This window comes from Pseudomonas sp. JV449 (assembly GCF_032424295.1).
GTDB classification, from domain to species: Bacteria; Pseudomonadota; Gammaproteobacteria; order Pseudomonadales; family Pseudomonadaceae; genus Aquipseudomonas; species Aquipseudomonas marginalis.
Genome location: NZ_VYKD01000014.1, coordinates 113,137 through 130,457 on the forward strand (window position 1 = coordinate 113,137; position 17,321 = coordinate 130,457).

A 17,321-nucleotide genomic window follows, 5' to 3' on the forward strand; every position below is an offset into this window, starting at 1 on the left:
ATATTTTTTAAATTCTTTCGAGTGTTTTTGAATTCTGTCTCGATTTTGAGACAAATGAAGACAAAATGTGGGAGGGGGCTTGCCCGATAGCGGTGCATCAGCCAGTAAATGTGTTGAATGGCCTGATGCTATCGGAAGCAAGCCCCTCCCACAGGGAGTGTCTTTCTATGGAGAATTTTATCTCTGTTTGGAGATCAGGCGATTCCAAGTGCCACCATCTTCTTGTACAACGTCGACCGCCCCAGCCCCAATCGCCTGGCCGCCTCCACCACATTCCCGTCACACGCCTGGAGTGCCGCCGCAATCACCTGCCGATCAAACCGCTCCCGCGCCGCCGCAAACGTCTCACCCTCAACCGTGTCCACTGCGCCGCGCGTCACCGGGCTGAACGTGCCAATCGCCGCGCGAATGTCCCTAGCGTTCAGCACCAGGTCATCGCTCAGCAACGCCGCGCGCTCCAGCACGTTGCGCAGTTCGCGGATGTTCCCCGGCCACGCATGCTGCGCCAACAGCGCCAGGGCCTCGCGGTCCAGTTCATGCTGGCTGCGCAGTTCCTCAAGGATCGCTTCGCTCAGCGCCGGAATGTCCTCCAGCCGTTCACGCAGCGGCGGCACCTGGATCGGCAATACGTTCAGGCGGTAATACAGGTCCGCACGGAACTCACCGCGCTTGATCGCCGCTTCCAGGTCCATGGAGGTGGCCGCGATCACCCGTACATCGCTGTGCAGCATTTCGTTGGAACCCACCGGTTCGAATTCCTTTTCCTGCAACACCCGCAGCAGCTTGCTTTGCAGCGGCAGCGGCATATCGCCGATTTCATCGAGGAACAGCGTGCCGCCCTGGGCAATCTGGAACTTGCCTGGACGGCCCTTGCGATCGGCACCGGTAAAGGCGCCCGGCGCGGTGCCGAAGAACTCGGCTTCCAGCAGGTCATGGGGAATCGCCGCGCTGTTGATGCTGACAAACGCCTTGTGCGCACGCGGTGAGGCACCGTGGATCGCCTGGGCGAGCAATTCCTTGCCGGTACCGGTCTCGCCCAGCAGCAGCACCGGCGATTCGGCGCTTGCGCTGCGTCGTGCACGGCGTTTGACTTCCAGGCTGGCGGCGCTGGTGCCGATAAAGTGCGCGAAGTTGTACTTGCTCTGGCGTGAGCGCAGCAACGAGCGGGTGGAGGCCAGTTCCTGCTGCATGCTCAGGTAGCGTTCGATCAGCGGCGACAGGTTGCGCAGCTCATCGAACAAGGCAAAGCCAATCGCACCGATCACTGCACCGGCGTCGTTGTGGATCGGCAGGCGCATCACCACCAAAGGGCCTTTGGGGGTGTCCTGGATGTCCAGCAGAATCGGCCGGTCGGTGCGCACCACCTGGCGCAACAGGCTGTTGGAAATCACCCGCTCGCACGGCTGGCCGATGGCTTCATCGGCACTCTTGAGGCCGAAGCGCTTGGCGTAGCGCTCATTCATCCAGACGATATTGGCGTCGCGGTCGACAATCACCGTGCCTTCGCTGGACTGCTCGATGATCTCGAACAGCGACTGGATCGCCAGGCCGCGAACCTGTTGGTAGTCCGTCAGGCTGGTACTCATGACGACAGCCCGCCGGCCGCCGCCAGGAGTTCTTTGGTATACGGGTGCTGCGGTGCTTCGAAAACGTCATGGCTCGGCCCGCGCTCCACCACCTTGCCGTCCTTGATCACGATCATGTCATGGGCCATGGCGCGCACCACGGCGAGGTCATGGCTGATAAACAGGTAGGTCAGACCGTACTTTTCCTGCAATTCACGCAGCAACGCTACGACCTGCTTCTGCACCGTACGGTCCAGTGCCGAGGTCGGTTCATCCAGCAGCATCAGCGCCGGCTTGAGCACCAGCGCGCGGGCGATGGCGATGCGTTGGCGCTGGCCGCCGGAGAATTCATGGGGGAAGCGATGGCGGCTGGCGGGGTCGAGGCCCACGTCCTTGAGCACCTGGATCACTTGCGCATCGCGGTCGGCCAGGCTGCACGGCGCATGCACCTCCAGGCCTTCGCTGATGATCTGCTGCACCGACATGCGCGGGCTAAGGCTGCCGTAGGGGTCTTGGAAGACCACCTGCATCTGTTTGCGCCACGGGCGCATTTGCTTGTGGTTGAGCGGGTCGAGAGACTCGCCCTGGAAGCGGATGCTGCCGGTGGAGTCCAGCAGGCGCAGGATCGCCTGGCCGAGAGTGGACTTGCCCGAACCGGACTCGCCGACAATCCCCAGGGTCTTGCCGCGCTGCACGCTGAGGCTGATGCCATCCACCGCGCGCAGGTAGGTCTTGCGCCGGAACAGGCCGCCGCCCAGGGGGAATTGCACGCTCAGGTCGTGTACGTCCAGCACGGTCTCCCGTGGCTCGCTGCACAGCACATCGCCGGACGGCTCGGCGTCCAGCAGCAGGCGGCTGTAGGGGTGTTGGGGGGCCGTGAACAACGCCTCGCAGTCGGCCTGCTCGACAATCTCGCCGGCACGCATCACGCACACCCGCTGGGCAATGCTGCGCACCAGGTTGAGGTCATGGCTGATCAGCAGCAGCGACATGCCCAGGCGGTGTTGCAGGGACTTGAGCAGCAGCAGGATCTTGCGCTGCACGGTCACGTCGAGGGCGGTGGTGGGCTCGTCGGCGATCAGCAGTTCCGGCTCACAGGCCAGGGCCATGGCGATCATCACCCGTTGGCGTTGGCCCCCGGAGAGTTGGTGGGGATAGGCCTTGAGGCGTTCCTGTGGTTTCTGGATACCCACCAACTGCAGCAACTCGAGGATGCGCGCCTGAGCCGCCTTGCCGCCGAGGCCTTTGTGCAGCAGCAAGGTTTCGCCGATCTGTTTTTCGATGCTGTGCAGTGGGTTGAGGGAGGTCATCGGCTCCTGGAAGATCATCGCAATGCGGTTGCCGCGCAGTTTCTGCAAGGTCGACGCCGAGGCGCCGATCAGTTCCTGGCCGCGATACTTCACGGAGCCGCGGGTTTCAGTACCGGCTTCGGGCAGCAGTTGCAGAATCGAATGGGCGGTCACCGACTTGCCGGAGCCGGACTCACCCACCAGCGCCAGGCATTCGCCGGGGCGTACGTCCAGGCTCAGGTTGCGTACCACGGTCTGGCCGCTGAAGGCGACGCTGAGGTCGCGGATTTCGATCAGGTTCATACGCAGTCACTCATGAGCGTGGGTCGAAGGCATCACGTAATGCCTCGCCGATAAAGACCAGCAGCGACAGGATCAGCGCCAAGGTGAAAAACGCCGTCAGGCCCAGCCACGGCGCTTGCAGGTTCTGCTTGCCCTGGGCAATCAGCTCGCCCAGTGACGCACTGCCCGCAGGCATGCCGAAACCGAGGAAATCCAGGGCGCTCAGGGTGGAAATCGCCCCGGTGAGGATAAACGGCAGGTAGCTCAAGGTGGCGGTCATGGCGTTGGGCAGGATGTGCCGGCGAATGATCTTGCCGTCGCCCAGGCCCAGGGCCCGTGCGGCCTTGACGTACTCCAGGTTGCGCCCGCGCAGGAACTCGGCGCGCACCACATCCACCAGGGCCAGCCAGGAAAACAGCGCCATGATCCCCAGCAACCACCAGAAGTTCGGCTCGACAAACCCCGACAGGATGATCAGCAGGTACAGCACCGGCAGCCCGGACCACACTTCAAGGATGCGTTGGCCGAGCAGATCCACCCAGCCGCCGTAATAGCCCTGCAAGGCCCCGGCGGCGATGCCGATGGTGGCGCTGATCGCGGTGAGTGCCAGGGCAAACAGGATTGACACCCGCGCGCCGAAGATCACCCGTGCCAGCACATCCCGCGACTGGTCATCGGTACCCAGCCAGTTCACCGTCGAGGGCGGGCTGGGGGCCGGGCGGGTCAGTTCGTAGTTGGGGGTGTCGTCGCTGAACGGGATTGGCGGGAACAGCATCCAACCGCCGTCCTGCTTGATCAGCTTTTGCACGTAGTCACTGCGGTAATCGGCCTGGAACGGCAGTTGCCCGCCGAACTGCTGCTCGGTGTAGCGCTTGAATGCCGGGAAATACAGCTCGTTCTTGTAGCTGAGCACCAGAGGCTTGTCGTTGGCGATCAACTCGCCGCCCAGGGTCAGGATAAACAGCCCGATAAACAGCCACAGCGACCACCAGCCGCGACGGTTTTTCTTGAAGCGTTCGAAACGCCGACGGGCCACGGGAGACAGGTTAAGCATCAGGCGTTCCTCGCGGCGAAGTCGATACGCGGGTCCACCAGGGTGTAGCAGAGGTCGCCGATCAGTTTTATCAGCAGGCCAAACAAGGTGAAGATAAACAGCGAGCCAAACACCACCGGGTAGTCCCGGGACACGGCCGCTTCGTAGCTCATGCGGCCGAGGCCATCGAGGGAAAAGATCACCTCGATCAACAGCGAACCGGCAAAGAACACACTGATGAACGCCTGGGGAATCCCCGAGATCACCAGCAGCATGGCGTTGCGAAACACATGGCCGTACAGCACCCGGCGTTCGCTCAGGCCCTTGGCGCGGGCGGTCACTACGTACTGGCGCGTGATTTCATTGAGGAACGAGTTTTTGGTCAGGATGGTCAGGGTGGCGAAACCGCCGATTACCAGCGCGCTGACCGGCAGCACCAGGTGCCAGAAGTAGTCGGCGATCTTGCCCACGGTGCTCAGTTCGGCGAAGTTTTCCGAGACCAGCCCGCGCACCGGGAACCAGTTCAATGACGTGCCTCCGGCGAACATCACGATCAGGAACATCGCGAACAGGAACGCCGGCATCGCGTAGCCAATCACAATGGCGGTGCTGCTCCACACATCAAAGCTGCTGCCATGGCGCACCGCCTTGCGAATGCCCAGGGGGATCGACACCAGGTAAGTGATCAGCGTGGCCCACAGGCCGAGGGAAATGGTCACCGGCATTTTTTCCAGGATCAGGTCGATCACGGTGGCGCCGCGAAAGAAGCTGTTGCCGAAATCCAGCTGGGCGTAGCTCTTGAGCATCAGCCATAGGCGTTCCGGCGCGGGCTTGTCGAAGCCGTATTGTTTTTCGATGTCCTTGATCAGTTTCGGGTCCAGCCCGCGGCTGGCACGGGAGCCGTTGCTGACAGCGTCGCCGGATGAGCCGCCGACCGCGCCGCCGCCGATGCCCTGCAAGTGGGCGATGGCTTGTTCCACCGGCCCGCCGGGGGCGGCCTGGACGATCACGAAGTTGACCAGCAGGATGATCACCAGCGTCGGGATGATCAGCAGCAGGCGCCGCACGATATAGGCAAACATCAGCGAGCTCCCGCGCGTTTTTTCAACTCGGCATTCATTTGTTCATTGGTCAGCGGGGTAGGGCTGATTTCCCACCAGGTTTCCAGGGCTTCATCATTCCTGGCTTCGATGGCCGGACGGCCGAAGCGGTTCCACCACGCAGCGGAGGTGCCGGGCGGGTAGTAATTGGGGATCCACAGGTAATTCCATTGCAGCACCCGATCCAGGGCATGGGCATAGGTGAGCATCTGCGCCTGGGTGTCGGCCTTGACCAGGCCCTTGATCAGGCTGTCGACGGCCGGGTCCTTGAGCACCATGTAGTTGTTGGCGCCCGGATCGAATGCGGCGGTCGAGCCGAAGTAGTTGTACAGCTCCATGCCGGGCGAGGTAGTCACCGGGAAGCCGGTGACGATCATGTCGTAGTCGCGGGCCATCAGGCGGTTCACGTATTGTGAAGAGTCGATGCGGCGGATGTTCAAGGTAATGCCGATCTGTGCGAGGTTGCGTTTGTACGGCAACAACAGGCGTTCCAGGCCGTTCTGGGCATTGAGGAAGGTGAACTCCAGCGGCTCGCCCTCGGCATTGACCAGTTTGTCGCCGTCTGGCTTCCAGCCGGCTTCTTCCAGCAGGGCCAGGGCTTGCAACTGTTTGTCGCGGATCATGCCGCTGCCATCGGTGACCGGGGCCTTGAACACCTGGGTGAATACCTCGTCGGGAATCTGCCCGCGCAAGGGTTCGAGAATCGCCAGTTCTTCCGGAGTGGGCAGCTGGGTGGCGGCCAACGGGCTATTGGAGAAGTAGCTTTGCTGGCGGATGTACAGGTTGCGCATCATCTGCCGGTTGGCCCATTCGAAGTCCCACAGCATTGCCAGGGCCTGGCGCACGCGACGGTCCTTGAACATCGGTTTTTGCACGTTGAACACATAACCCTGGGCCGGTTGCGGCATGTCCTTGGCCAGGTGCGCACGTTGCAGGCGGCCATCGTCCAGGGCCGGGCCGTTGTAGCCGATGGAATAGCCGGTGGCGGAAAACTCACGGTTGAAGTCGTAGGCGCCACCGCGCAGTACCTGGCGGGCCACTTCGGTGTCACCGAAGTACTCCAGGCTCAGGTGATCGAAGTTGTACAGGCCGCGGCTGACGGGCAGGTCCTTGCCCCACCAGTCGGGGTCGCGGGTAAAGGTGATAGTGCTGCCCGAGTCAATCTTGCCGACCTTGTACGGGCCGCTGCCCAGGGGGGCTTCGTAGCCACCGCCGTTGGCGAAGTCGCGAGTTTTCCACCAGTGCTCGGGAAACACCGGCAGGGTGGCGATATCCAGGGGCAGGGTGCGGTTTTCATTGCTGGAGAAATCAAAACGTACCTGGCGCTGGCCTTCGACTTCGACGTGCTTGACGTCGGCGAACAGCGTGCGAAAGCGCAGGCTGCCTTGGGTCATCAGCAGGTTGAAGCTGTAGCGCACGTCTTCGGCGGTGATCGGCTTGCCATCGGCAAAGCGCGCCTTGGGGTTGAGGAAGAAACGCAGGGACAGGCCGTCCTCCGCGCGTTCCATCTTCTCGGCCACCAGGCCATACACCGTGTAGGGCTCGTCCAGGGAGCGCAGGGCCAGGGGCGCATACAACCAGCCGTCGACCTGGGAGACGCCGATGCCTTTGTCGATATACGGCAGCACATGGTCGAAACGCCCGATCTCCAGCGCCGAGCGCCGCAGGCTGCCGCCCTTGGGGGCGTTGGGGTTGGCGTAGTCGAAATGGCTGAAACCGGCTGGATACTTGGCCGGTTCGCCGTACACGGTCATGGACGGTTGGGGCGCCGCGATCACGGCGCTGCTGGCCAGCAGCAGGGCCAAGGAGGTACTGAACAGTCTGGAAAAAGCCAATCGCATTGTCAGCCTTGAACGCCGGGTGGAGAAGAATAAGGATTTGTACGCTAACGGCATCAGCGTCGCCAGTCGTCACATGCACAACGGCCCACCAAGAGGCGGGCCGTTGTTTCAAGCAGCAGCGCGGACGGGATCAGTCCTGGCGGCTGGTGACTTCCAGCAGGTGGTAGCCGAACTGGGTTTTTACCGGGCCTTGCACGGTGTTGACCGGGGCGCTGAAGACGACGGTGTCGAATTCCTTGACCATCTGGCCTGGACCGAACGAACCCAAGTCACCGCCCTGGCGGCTGGATGGGCAGCTGGAGTTGGCTTTGGCGATTTCTGCGAAATCGGCGCCGCCTTCGATTTGGGCCTTGAGTTCGTTGCACTTGTCTTCGGTGGCAACGAGGATGTGACGGGCGGTGGCTTTGGCCATGGGGATTAACTCCTTGAGTAAAAACGGTGAGCGTACCGGATTCAGGCGGTTATTTCCTGGCAAAGTTCCGCTGGGGTTCAGGTTGGGGCGTTGAGCTTGGGTATTGGCGTGAGATCTAGAGCAGACTGATATCTACCTGATGTATAGAGATCACATGTGGGAGGGGCGGTGCGACGATTCGACTTGCTCCCGATGGCGGCCTGACAGCCGACCAGGATGTTGGATCAGACCGAGTACATATCCGTTGCTGCGGTAACGGCCACCTATGGTTCCGCTCTTACAGCGGCTCACTTTTGGAGGGACCCAAAAGTAAGCAAAAGGTCCTCGCCCCAACACTCGGCACCTCGCCTAGGCTCGGTGTGCCCGAACGCAGGCTTGAATCCGTGGGCCGCCGTCATGGGCCATCCCTGGCCCAGGACGGCTAACCCGGCGTCCTGCCGGGTTACCCACGGATTCAAGCCTGCGTTCGGCCAGCGTGTTTGACGGGGCGCCTGAGATCAAGAGCAAAAGCCACAGCCACAGCAAAAGCAGTGTTACGTCTGACGTTGCCGGAGTCATCTGATGTCAGGTCGAATAAGCCCCCATCAATTCAAGACGATATAGTCATTCTGCTGAATGATCGGCCGATGGGCGCCTTGCATCAGGTGCAGGTAGCGGCCGTCCACCAGGTCGATGGGCAGGCAGTCGTCGATATCCATCACGCCGTCGGTGTGGGCCTGGGACCAGTGGCGCAGCATTTGTTGCTTGCCCTTGCTGGTCGCCTCCCGTTTGTTGCGGGCGACCACCAGCAGGTAGTGGTGGGCTTCGCCAAAGCTGTTGGCTTCATAACCGCCAAGGTTGATGAAGTACAGGTGATGGGCGTCGGCAGCGGGGGCCAGGTGGCTGAGTTCGACCTTCCAGCCGTCGACGCCATCCACCGCCATCCACGAATCGATATGCACACCCTTGGGGCTGCCGAACCAAGCTTCACGCAATTGCGGGTAGGTGCCTTCCAGGGTGTCTGCGACGGCGAACACCACATCGTGCACTTCAATTCTTGCTCGTGGGTGCTTGCCCCCGAGCATCACGACAAACAGCATTGCAGGTCCTTCCTGGCGACTTGGCAAAGGGCAACCATACTTCGATTGAACCCTTTTGTCCGGTCAATGCCACACTGTTAATCCGCGAATTCATCAGGAGGTTGTCATGCGCACCATTGATCTGGCAGGCGTTCCCGTCCCTGTCATCGGCCAGGGCACCTGGCGCATGGGCGAAGACCCGGACCGGCGTCGCGCCGAAGTCGCGGCATTGCAACTGGGGATCGACGAGGGCATGACCCTCATCGACACCGCCGAGATGTATGGCGAGGGTGGCGCCGAGGAAGTCGTCGGCGAAGCCATCAGCGGCAGGCGCGACCAGGTGTTCCTGGTGAGCAAGGTCTACCCGCACAACGCCAGCCAAAAGGGCGTGCCCCGTGCGTGTGAAGCCAGCCTCCGGCGCCTGGGCACGGACTACATTGATCTGTATCTGCTGCATTGGCGTGGCCAGTACCCCCTTGAAGAAACCGTCGAAGCGTTCGAGCGCCTGCGTGAGGCTGGCAAGATCGGCCGCTGGGGCGTCTCGAATTTCGATGTGGCCGACCTGCAGGAACTCGCATCCCCGGCCTGCGCGACTAACCAGGTGCTGTACAACATCGAAGAACGCGGGATCGAATTCGACCTGTTGCCCTGGTGGCAACAACACCATTTGCCGCTGATGGCGTACTGCCCGATTGCCCAGGGTGGGGCGTTGCTGTCCAGTCAGACCCTCAAGCAGATCGCCCGCCGCCACGAGGTCACGCCCGCCCAGGTTGCCCTGGCCTGGGTGCTGCGCCAGGACGGTGTGATCGCCATCCCCAAGGCGGTCACCCCGGAGCATGTACGGCTCAATGCGGCCGCCGCCAAGATGGTGCTCGATGAGCACGATCTGGATGCCATCGATCGGGTGTTCGGCGCACCCAAGCGCAAGCATCCCTTGGCGATGGTGTAGTTGCCTGGCAGAAACGGTGCCGTCCCTGGCACCTGTTCCTGCTCAGGTCCGACCTAACCCGCTACCGGGCTGCGCCAGTCATCGGACCCGGATGTGCCGGACACTTCGTGGGTCCACACGATCTTGCCATAGGTGAAGTGCACGTCCTCCAGGTGAGTGAAATGGGCATTGTCCGGATCCTGGCAGTGGGGCATGCGTGACTGTATGTCCACGATCTTCGCCCTCTCCAGTTCAATCGTGAAGTAGTGCTCTTGGGTGCCGGCTGGCGACGTACGGAACCACTCGAGTCGGCAGGTGACGTCTTCACCGCTGGTCAAGGCGCTGAACAGCAATGGCGATGACTTATCGAAGACCTTGCTGATCATCAGCGGCTTATGGACCCTCTGGCCCGTCGGCTGGCCGGACTGCGGGTCGCGTGGAACAATCACCTGATGGGAGAAGGCCTGGACCAGAATCTGGTCTTCATGGCCTTCCTGGTAAATATTGCCCACCGAGTCCTTGGTAAATGTGCCTGCCGTAATCAAGCCTTGCTTGGAGCCAGTGACGGAAAGATACGCGGGTGTTGGCATGACGGGTTTCCTTGTCTGATTGATGAGGTAGTTCCAACGGTTAATCGTACCGGTTGGGAATGTGGCTATTACAAGAAGCGTGCCGGAAAGTGTGGGAACCAATACGGACTTGGCATGCTGTGGATATAGGCGTTGGATTTAAACGGGTGTTATGGTTTTTTTGGCTGTTTTGCGGAAAATGTTTGCGCATAAGTGCGCATTTAGTTGCTCATGTTGAAACGTCGCTCAGTAGTTGGTTTTCCGCTGGGGTTAGGTGAAATATATCTCTGTAGCTGCGCAAAAGCCTGCATATGCCTTGGTTTACGGGTGGTGTAGGAAATGTCTTAAGTGTGAGTCTGTTGCTTGCTGGATGTTATTGTCGTGGCTAAGGTTTACGAACTTCGCGGCGATTCAAGCGAAGGTTGATGGCAGTCTAGTGTGAAAGTTAAATGCACTTAGTTTGTCGCTCGTGCCTTGGATAGTCGAGTGCGCTCCTAAATGGTCCATTCAGAAAAACTCTGCGCTTATTACCTCGAGGTTGCCCGGCAGCCCTGTTTGCCAGCGAACTTTGCCGGCAGTGATATGCGCTATTCAAATGAATATGAAACCCTGGAGTCCGAACTGGCAAAGTTGCAGTCCATGCATGGCGCCGGCCAGCCGGACTGGCAAAAGCTCCTGGAAATCAGCGAATGCCTGTTGCGTGAGCAGTCCAAGGATCTGCGCGTGGCCGTCTGGCTGACCTGGGCGCTTTACCACCGCGAGTCCTTTGCCGGACTGCTGGCTGGCCTCGGGTTGCTGCGCCATCTGTGTGAGCACCATTGGTCGGCGGTATACCCTGGAAAGCTGCGCACCCGCAGCGCAGCGTTCGGCTGGCTGGTCCTGCGCCTTGAGACACTGCTTGTCCAAGACCTTTCGGTTCAAGGCCCGCAACCCTTGTTCCAATCTATGCTTGAACACCTCACGCGCCTTGATGAACTCTGGACTGCACATTTGGGAGGCGACGCGCCGCTGTTGCTGCCGATTCGCAAACAATTGGAGCAGTGGTTGGCGCTTGCTGTGCAAGGCCATCCCCCTATCGCCGGGTTGAACGCCGCCGTTGCGCAAGTGCAACCCGCTGCTACGCCATCCTCAACGGCCAAACCGACGGTAAACAACGAAAAAGATGCGCATGACTTGCTGTTTGCCTTGCAGGAACAAGCTCGTCCGTTGTGTGCCTGGTGGTTACGCCAGGACGCCGCCGACCTACGGGCCTTGCACCTGAGTCGAACGCTGGCCTGGCTGTCCATCGTCCGCTATCCGGATGCCAACGGTGAGCGAGTCACCGCGTTGTGCGGGCCTGCCCCCGACAGACTCAAGTACTACCAGCAACGTTTTGCCCAAGGCCATCACGCCGAGCTGCTGCCTGAACTTGAGGCCGGCCTCTCAGGTGCGATGTTCTGGTTCGACGGGCTGTACATGCTCTGGCAATGCCTGGAAGCCCAGCAGGCGGAACTGGCCGTGAGCGAGTTGGAAGTGAGTTTCGCCCTGCTGTTGCAACGATTGCCGGACTTGCCGGCGTTTCGCTTTCAAGGGGGCGCTCCTTTTGCCGACGACGCCACTCGCGGCTGGATCGCATTGCATGTTTCCCATCACCTGCAAACCCCTGAGGCGCCCCGCGTGGGGGGCGATGCCGAGCCCTGGGAGATCGCCTTGCAGGATGTGCTACCGCGGCTGCGCAAGGATGGGCTCAAAGCCGCGGTACATGAGCTCAATCAAGGCCTGCATGCCGCTCGCAGCGATCGCGCCCGCTTTTATTGGCGGTTGGCCCTGGCGCGCTTGTGTGCACACGCTGGCAAACATGAACTGGCGAAGATCCAGCTCGAACAACTGGACCTCGAGCTGCAGCGCTCGGGCCTGGAGCGCTGGGAGCCGGAGCTGGCGTTTCAAGTGACACGCCTCTTGCACCGCTGCTGCGACCTGCTGCCACAAAACCATGCCGTGCGCGAGCGCAAGGAAGACACCCACCGCAGGCTGTGCCTCTTCGATCTGGAAGCGGTACTTGAATAGGCTTACGAGCCGCTTGAAAAGGAGATTTACCATGGCCAAAGAATGTTCGGTAGCACCCAAGGAACGCATCAATATCACCTTCAAACCCGCCATCGGCGGTGCGCGGGAAGAAGTCGAGCTTCCGTTGAAACTCCTCGTGCTGGGGGACTTCACCCAGCGTGAGGACCTGCGCAAGCTTGAAGATCGCAAGCCCATCACCCTCAACCAGAACACCCTCGATGAGGTGTTGGCCAAACAGGCGCTGAGCCTGACGCTGAATGTCCCCAATCGCCTCCAGGACGGCGCCGAGGTCGAAGACCTGGCCATCCAGTTACGAATCAATTCGATGAGGGATTTCAACCCGGCGAACCTGGTGGAGCAGATCCCCGAGTTGCACAAGCTGATGGCCCTGCGTGAGGCGCTGATGGCGCTCAAGGGACCACTGGGAAATACGCCGAGCTTTCGCAAAGCCATCGAACAGGCCCTGGCCGACGACGAATCCCGTGCCCGAGTATTGGCGGAGCTGGGCCTGAGCGGCCGGACCGCCTGACATTTTTCAGTAAAAGGACACTGGCGCCATGACGACTCAACACACCTCGATACCCGTACTCATCACTGACGAGCACAGCATTCTCGACAACATCATCGCCCAGACTCTGTTGAGTGCGGATGATGAGGCCTACGGCATAGCCAGGCGTGGCGTCTCGGCATTTATCGAAGAGCTGATCAAGCCGCAGAACAGCGGGGAACCGGTCAAGAAACACCTGGTTGACCGGATGATTGCGGAGATTGACGAGAAGCTCGGTCGGCAAATGGATGAGATTCTGCACCACCCGCGCTTCCAGGCCCTGGAATCCTCATGGAAAGGCCTGCAGTTGTTGGTCGAGCGCACCAACTTTAGAGAAAACATCAAGATCGAACTGCTGAATGTCTCTCGGCAAGACCTGTTGGATGACTTCGAAGACTCACCCGAGGTGATCCAGTCCGGGCTCTATAAGCACGTCTACAGTGCGGAGTACGGTCAGTTCGGCGGTCAACCTGTGGGCGCAATCATCGCTGACTTCTTTCTTTCCCCCAGCGCCCCCGATGTGAAGCTGATGCAATACGCTTCCAAGGTCGCCTGCATGGCCCATGCACCGTTTATCGCGGCCGCCGGGCCGACTTTTTTCGGCTTGGAAAGCTTCACCGATCTACCTGACTTGAAGGATCTCAGGGATCATTTCGAAGGTCCGCAGTTCGCCAAATGGCATAGCTTTCGCCAGAGCGAAGATGCCCGTTATATCGGGCTGACGGTGCCGCGATTCCTGCTGCGCACGCCTTACGATCCCCTTGAATGTCCGGTCAAGACCTTCGCCTACCGGGAAACCGTGGTGAACAGCCACGAGCACTACCTTTGGGGTAATACCGCCTACGCCTTTGCCACACGATTGACCGACAGTTTTGCGCGGTTTCGTTGGTGCCCGAACATTATCGGTCCGCAAAGCGGCGGCGCAGTGGAGGACTTGCCCTTGCATCACTTCCACAGCATGGGCGAAATCGAAACCAAGATTCCCACTGAAGTGCTGGTATCCGACCGTCGCGAATACGAACTGGCGCAAGAGGGTTTCATTGCCTTGACGATGCGCAAGGGCAGTGACAATGCCGCGTTTTTCTCCGCCAGCTCGGTGCAACAGCCCAAGCGTTTCGGCATCAGTGCCGAGGGCAAGGAGGCCGAGCTGAATTACCGCCTGGGCACTCAGTTGCCCTACATGATGGTGGTCAACCGCCTGGCCCATTACCTCAAGGTTCTGCAACGGGAGCAACTGGGCTCGTGGAAGGAGCGTACTGACCTGGAGCTGGAGCTCAACAAGTGGATTCGCCAGTACGTGGCAGACCAGGAAAACCCCAGTGCCGAAGTGCGTGGGCGGCGGCCATTGCGGGCGGCACGTATCGTTGTCAGTGATGTCGAGGGCGAGCCTGGCTGGTACCGCGTCAACCTGAGTGTGCGACCGCACTTCAAATACATGGGGGCGGATTTCACCCTGTCCCTGGTTGGCAAGCTCGACAAAGAATGAGCAGGGGCCAAGGGATGACCCGTAACCAAAGCCTCTTTGAGCGACTTGAAAGTCCGGCCGCGAAATCATCATGTGCAGTGACGTCCGTCGCAGCTCATCTGGGAAAGATGCTCAACATCCGCGCTGGCAGTGTGCAGACACTGGAGGATTACGGTATGCCGGATCTCAATGACACGAGCCAGAGTCTGCATGAGTCATTGAGCCAGTCGCGCTTGTTGATCGAGCGGTTTATCCGGGCCTATGAGCCCCGCTTGAAGGATACGCACGTGAGGGCGTTGCCTTGTGGTGACGATCCTCTGGCGCTGGCGTTTGCCATTGACGCCACGCTCTGCGTCGACGGTGTGACGCAGCCCGTGGTGTTCACCGCGCGCCTGCAGGATGCTGGACAGGTTGAGGTCTTGCCTGATGTCCTTTAACCACTATTACCAGAGCGAACTCAGTGCGTTGCGACAGCTCGGGCGGCGCTTTTCCGAGCGCAATCCTGCTCTCGCGCCCTTTTTAGGGGAGACCGGTCAGGATCCGGATGTGGAAAGACTGCTGGAAGGCTTTGCTTTCCTCACCGGTCGCCTGCGCCAGAAGCTGGATGACGAGTTGCCTGAGCTGACTCATTCCTTGATGCATCTGCTGTGGCCCAACTACATGCGGCCCATACCGGCGTTCAGTATCCTGCAGTTCGATCCGTTGAAACATGCGGGGCCCGGTGTGATGGTCGCACGGGATACACCGGTCGAAAGCGCTGCGGTCAATGGTGAGCGCTGTCGTTTTCGAACCTGCTACGCCACCTGCATCTTGCCGCTGCAACTGAGCGCGCTGGAGTACTGCGTCCAGGGAGAGCAGGCGTTGCTGAGCCTGCGCCTGGACATGGGCGGCGAAGGCAATTTCAGCGAATGTGCGTTCGATCAATTGCGCCTGCATTTGTCGGGAGACCGCTACATCAGTCAAGCGTTGTACCTGAGCCTGTTGCGCGAGGTTGAGGGTATCGAGTTGCTGCCATTGGGCGGTGATGGGCTTGCGGTCCGCGGGGCTGATGGCCAGCCCCTGCTGTTGCGATTGGGTGGCGATCAGGTCAGTCCGGTGGGGTTCGCGGAGGAGCATGCGCTGATGCCTTATCCGCAGAATACCTTTCGTGGATACCGCCATCTGCAGGAGTATTTCGCCTTTCCTGAAAAGTACCTGTTCGTCGATGTGCGTGGCCTGGATGCGTTGCAGCGGTTGCCCCAGGACGTACTCAAGCAAATCTGCAGCGTCAGGCTGTGCTTCAAGTTACGCACCCGGTGCCAGGCAACCGGATGCCCCACTCTGGACAACGTGAGGCTGTACTGCACGCCCATCGTCAACCTGTTCAAACATGATGCGGTGCCGATTCGCCTGGATGGCAAGCAGGACGAATACCTGTTGATTCCTGGGGAATATGCGCGCGCAAACGCCTGTGTATTTTCCGTCGACAAGGTCACGGGCTGGCGCCCTGGCGGGCTGGGGTATCAGGCGTACGTACCATTTGAATCCTTTGAGCACGACGGCGTTATCGATGCATCGGCAGCGCCCACCAGCTACAGCATTCGTCAGCGTGCTTCGGCGCATCATGCCGGGCTCGATACCTGGCTGGGGTTCGGAAACGGGCGGGGGCATACCCAGGAAACGCTGTCGATCGAACTGACATGCACCAATCACAACCTGCCTCGGCAATTGCAGGCAGGGGAGATCAATCAGCCCTGTGAGCAGACACCGGAGGGCTTGTCATTTCGCAATATCTGCGCGCCGACTGCGAGTTTTGCAGCGCCCCTGGACCAGGACTTTCTCTGGCGACTTATCAGCAACATGTCGCTCAACTATTTGTCACTGAGCGACATCAATGTCTTGAAGGTGGTCCTCGAAACCTATGACGTGCCGCGTTACCACGATCTGCAAGCGAAAAAGGTCAGCCAGAGAAGGCTGGGGGCCTTGCGATCCATCAGCCATACGGCCGTCGACCGCTTGCACCGGGGCATGCCGCGTCGAGGGTTGCGGGTCGACCTGAGCATTGATTCCCAAGGTTTTCTGGGGGCGGGCGAAGCGTTTTTGTTCGCCTCGGTGCTCAACGAGTTCTTCGCGCTTTATGCCAGCCTTAATGCCTACCACGAACTGCGTGTCATCAGCACACAAGGAGATGTGTACCTATGGCCACCTCAGATGGGGCAGCAGCCCCTGCTTTGAAGCAACTGTGCCGTGCCATCCGTGAATATTCGCTGTTCCAGGCGATTTCGCAGGTGATCAAGCGCCTGCGCGATGCCCATCCGCTACTGGATGACAACGCACTCTATGAGCGGCTGGAGTTTCAGGCCAACCCGGGTCTTGGTTTTCCCGGTCACGATATTGACCGGTTGGAGTTTTTTGTTGAACACGATCAATTGCGTGCGCGTCTTCGCCTCAATGTCCTGGGCCTCTGTGGCGCAGGTTCACCCTTGCCGGCCTTTTACGGTGAGCAGGCGTGTGCCGATGGAGCGGGCGGCCACGCGACTCGAGACTTCCTGGACCTGTTTCACCATCGTCTGCAACGGCTGATGCTGCCGATCTGGCGCAAATACCGCTACCAGGCGTGTTTCCAGGCGCAGGCGCGTGATGCTTTTTCCGAGCAGATGTTTGCGTTGATCGGGTTGAGGGGCCAGCGCATCCGTACCGCTGCGCAGTTGGACTGCAAGCGACTGTTGCCCTACCTGGGGTTGCTTGGCCTGCGGGCGCACTCGGCGGCGGTGATCGAGACAGTGCTGCGCTACTACTTCGAGCATGAGCGCGTGTTTATAGAGCAATGGGTGGAACGCACGGTTGCCATTGCTCCCCCGCAGTTGAACCAGCTTGGCTGTGCCAACAGCCTGTTGGGCTTCGACCAGGTACTGGGAAGCCGGATCACCGACTGCAACGGTAAGTTCCGGGTGCATATACAGGATCTGGATTGGCAGCGCTTCCATGGTTTCTTGCCGACGGGGTCGGAGTATCCACTGCTGTGTTCGTTGGTGCGACTGGCTGCACGAGACCCGCTGGAGCATGACCTGCGGCTGGTGCTGGCCAAGGAGGCGATCAGGCCGTTGCACGTGGGTGAACACAATGTCTGCAGGCTGGGGTGGACCACTTGGCTGGCACACGAGTGCGCCGATGGTGCGGTCATCGTGGCCAGCAATGCTCACTAGG

At 60.3% G+C, this 17,321-nt stretch carries 15 protein-coding genes; 7 read left to right on the plus strand and 8 right to left on the minus strand.

The genetic code is table 11. The features are described from left to right. Nucleotides 1-194: 194 nt before the first annotated feature. The 7 genes from F6S08_RS13170 to F6S08_RS13200 all read right to left on the minus strand — a co-directional run bounded on the left by F6S08_RS13170 (nt 195) and on the right by F6S08_RS13200 (nt 8,601). Nucleotides 195-1,586 carry a sigma-54 interaction domain-containing protein gene (locus F6S08_RS13170; protein WP_065948197.1) on the minus strand — a complete coding sequence of 464 codons (1,392 nt, stop codon included), beginning with the start codon at nt 1,584-1,586 and terminating at the stop codon, nt 195-197. Beyond that, a complete protein-coding gene (locus F6S08_RS13175; protein WP_065948198.1) occupies nt 1,583-3,157 on the minus strand; it encodes an ABC transporter ATP-binding protein in 1,575 nt (524 codons plus the stop codon). Before F6S08_RS13175 ends, F6S08_RS13170 begins: the two co-directional genes overlap by 4 nt. Before the next feature lie 10 nt (nt 3,158-3,167). Continuing rightward, complete coding sequence (locus F6S08_RS13180) at nt 3,168-4,190, minus strand: ABC transporter permease (RefSeq protein ID WP_065927157.1); 1,023 nt, start codon at nt 4,188-4,190, stop codon at nt 3,168-3,170. Further along, complete coding sequence (locus F6S08_RS13185) at nt 4,190-5,251, minus strand: microcin C ABC transporter permease YejB (protein WP_315871696.1); 1,062 nt, start codon at nt 5,249-5,251, stop codon at nt 4,190-4,192. Before F6S08_RS13185 ends, F6S08_RS13180 begins: the two co-directional genes overlap by 1 nt. Further along, nucleotides 5,251-7,110, minus strand: coding sequence for an extracellular solute-binding protein (locus F6S08_RS13190; protein ID WP_065927155.1), 1,860 nt, complete (start codon nt 7,108-7,110; stop codon nt 5,251-5,253). The genes F6S08_RS13185 and F6S08_RS13190 overlap by 1 nt, the downstream gene beginning before the upstream one ends. A 130-nt stretch (nt 7,111-7,240) precedes the next feature. Next, complete coding sequence (locus F6S08_RS13195) at nt 7,241-7,522, minus strand: peptidylprolyl isomerase (protein WP_044274278.1); 282 nt, start codon at nt 7,520-7,522, stop codon at nt 7,241-7,243. A 584-nt stretch (nt 7,523-8,106) separates the two neighbouring features. Further along, a complete protein-coding gene (locus tag F6S08_RS13200; RefSeq protein WP_137212509.1) occupies nt 8,107-8,601 on the minus strand; it encodes a DUF1543 domain-containing protein in 495 nt (164 codons plus the stop codon). Nucleotides 8,602-8,707: 106 nt separating this feature from the next. Between F6S08_RS13200 and F6S08_RS13205 the strand changes: the two genes are divergently transcribed. Beyond that, nucleotides 8,708-9,529, plus strand: a complete 822-nt coding sequence (locus F6S08_RS13205) for an aldo/keto reductase (protein WP_065927153.1) — start codon at nt 8,708-8,710, stop codon at nt 9,527-9,529. A gap of 53 nt (nt 9,530-9,582) precedes the next feature. Here F6S08_RS13205 and F6S08_RS13210 read toward each other — a convergent pair whose 3' ends face one another. Beyond that, nucleotides 9,583-10,098 (minus strand): Hcp family type VI secretion system effector, encoded by a 516-nt coding sequence (locus tag F6S08_RS13210; RefSeq protein WP_065927152.1) that lies wholly within the window; start codon nt 10,096-10,098, stop codon nt 9,583-9,585. 477 nt (nt 10,099-10,575) lie between these two features. On the opposite strand from F6S08_RS13210, the gene tssA reads away from it, so the two are divergent. Genes tssA through tssG form a run of 6 tightly spaced genes read left to right on the plus strand, consistent with a single transcriptional unit; the run spans nt 10,576 to nt 17,320 of the window. Next, nucleotides 10,576-12,123: a type VI secretion system protein TssA gene (tssA, locus tag F6S08_RS13215; RefSeq protein ID WP_074847002.1), complete on the plus strand. Its 1,548-nt coding sequence runs from the start codon at nt 10,576-10,578 to the stop codon at nt 12,121-12,123. A gap of 31 nt (nt 12,124-12,154) precedes the next feature. Next, entirely contained in the window at nt 12,155-12,652 is a 498-nt protein-coding gene (gene tssB / locus F6S08_RS13220; RefSeq protein WP_065927150.1) for a type VI secretion system contractile sheath small subunit, read from the plus strand. Between the two features lie 28 nt (nt 12,653-12,680). Next, the gene (gene tssC / locus F6S08_RS13225; RefSeq protein WP_065948203.1) at nt 12,681-14,156 is read left to right on the plus strand and encodes a type VI secretion system contractile sheath large subunit; all 1,476 of its coding nucleotides are present in this window, start codon (nt 12,681-12,683) and stop codon (nt 14,154-14,156) included. Between the two features lie 14 nt (nt 14,157-14,170). Then, nucleotides 14,171-14,572, plus strand: a complete 402-nt coding sequence (gene tssE / locus F6S08_RS13230) for a type VI secretion system baseplate subunit TssE (RefSeq protein WP_315871697.1) — start codon at nt 14,171-14,173, stop codon at nt 14,570-14,572. Continuing rightward, complete coding sequence (tssF, locus tag F6S08_RS13235; protein ID WP_315871698.1) at nt 14,562-16,349, plus strand: type VI secretion system baseplate subunit TssF; 1,788 nt, start codon at nt 14,562-14,564, stop codon at nt 16,347-16,349. Before tssE ends, tssF begins: the two co-directional genes overlap by 11 nt. Continuing rightward, entirely contained in the window at nt 16,313-17,320 is a 1,008-nt protein-coding gene (gene tssG / locus F6S08_RS13240) for a type VI secretion system baseplate subunit TssG (protein ID WP_065927147.1), read from the plus strand. Before tssF ends, tssG begins: the two co-directional genes overlap by 37 nt. Nucleotide 17,321 lies beyond the last annotated feature (1 nt).

Excerpts from the sequence above, each read along its gene's own strand:
- F6S08_RS13170 (WP_065948197.1), bottom strand. The coding sequence starts at position 1,586 with ATGAGTACCAGCCTGACGGACTACCAACAGGTTCGCGGCCTGGCGATC.
- F6S08_RS13175 (WP_065948198.1), bottom strand. The coding sequence starts at position 3,157 with ATGAACCTGATCGAAATCCGCGACCTCAGCGTCGCCTTCAGCGGCCAG.
- F6S08_RS13180 (WP_065927157.1), bottom strand. The coding sequence starts at position 4,190 with ATGCTTAACCTGTCTCCCGTGGCCCGTCGGCGTTTCGAACGCTTCAAG.
- F6S08_RS13185 (WP_315871696.1), bottom strand. The coding sequence starts at position 5,251 with ATGTTTGCCTATATCGTGCGGCGCCTGCTGCTGATCATCCCGACGCTG.
- F6S08_RS13190 (WP_065927155.1), bottom strand. The coding sequence starts at position 7,110 with ATGCGATTGGCTTTTTCCAGACTGTTCAGTACCTCCTTGGCCCTGCTG.
- F6S08_RS13195 (WP_044274278.1), bottom strand. The coding sequence starts at position 7,522 with ATGGCCAAAGCCACCGCCCGTCACATCCTCGTTGCCACCGAAGACAAG.
- F6S08_RS13200 (WP_137212509.1), bottom strand. The coding sequence starts at position 8,601 with ATGCTGTTTGTCGTGATGCTCGGGGGCAAGCACCCACGAGCAAGAATT.
- F6S08_RS13205 (WP_065927153.1), top strand. The coding sequence starts at position 8,708 with ATGCGCACCATTGATCTGGCAGGCGTTCCCGTCCCTGTCATCGGCCAG.
- F6S08_RS13210 (WP_065927152.1), bottom strand. The coding sequence starts at position 10,098 with ATGCCAACACCCGCGTATCTTTCCGTCACTGGCTCCAAGCAAGGCTTG.
- tssA (WP_074847002.1), top strand. The coding sequence starts at position 10,576 with ATGGTCCATTCAGAAAAACTCTGCGCTTATTACCTCGAGGTTGCCCGG.
- tssB (WP_065927150.1), top strand. The coding sequence starts at position 12,155 with ATGGCCAAAGAATGTTCGGTAGCACCCAAGGAACGCATCAATATCACC.
- tssC (WP_065948203.1), top strand. The coding sequence starts at position 12,681 with ATGACGACTCAACACACCTCGATACCCGTACTCATCACTGACGAGCAC.
- tssE (WP_315871697.1), top strand. The coding sequence starts at position 14,171 with ATGACCCGTAACCAAAGCCTCTTTGAGCGACTTGAAAGTCCGGCCGCG.
- tssF (WP_315871698.1), top strand. The coding sequence starts at position 14,562 with ATGTCCTTTAACCACTATTACCAGAGCGAACTCAGTGCGTTGCGACAG.
- tssG (WP_065927147.1), top strand. The coding sequence starts at position 16,313 with ATGGCCACCTCAGATGGGGCAGCAGCCCCTGCTTTGAAGCAACTGTGC.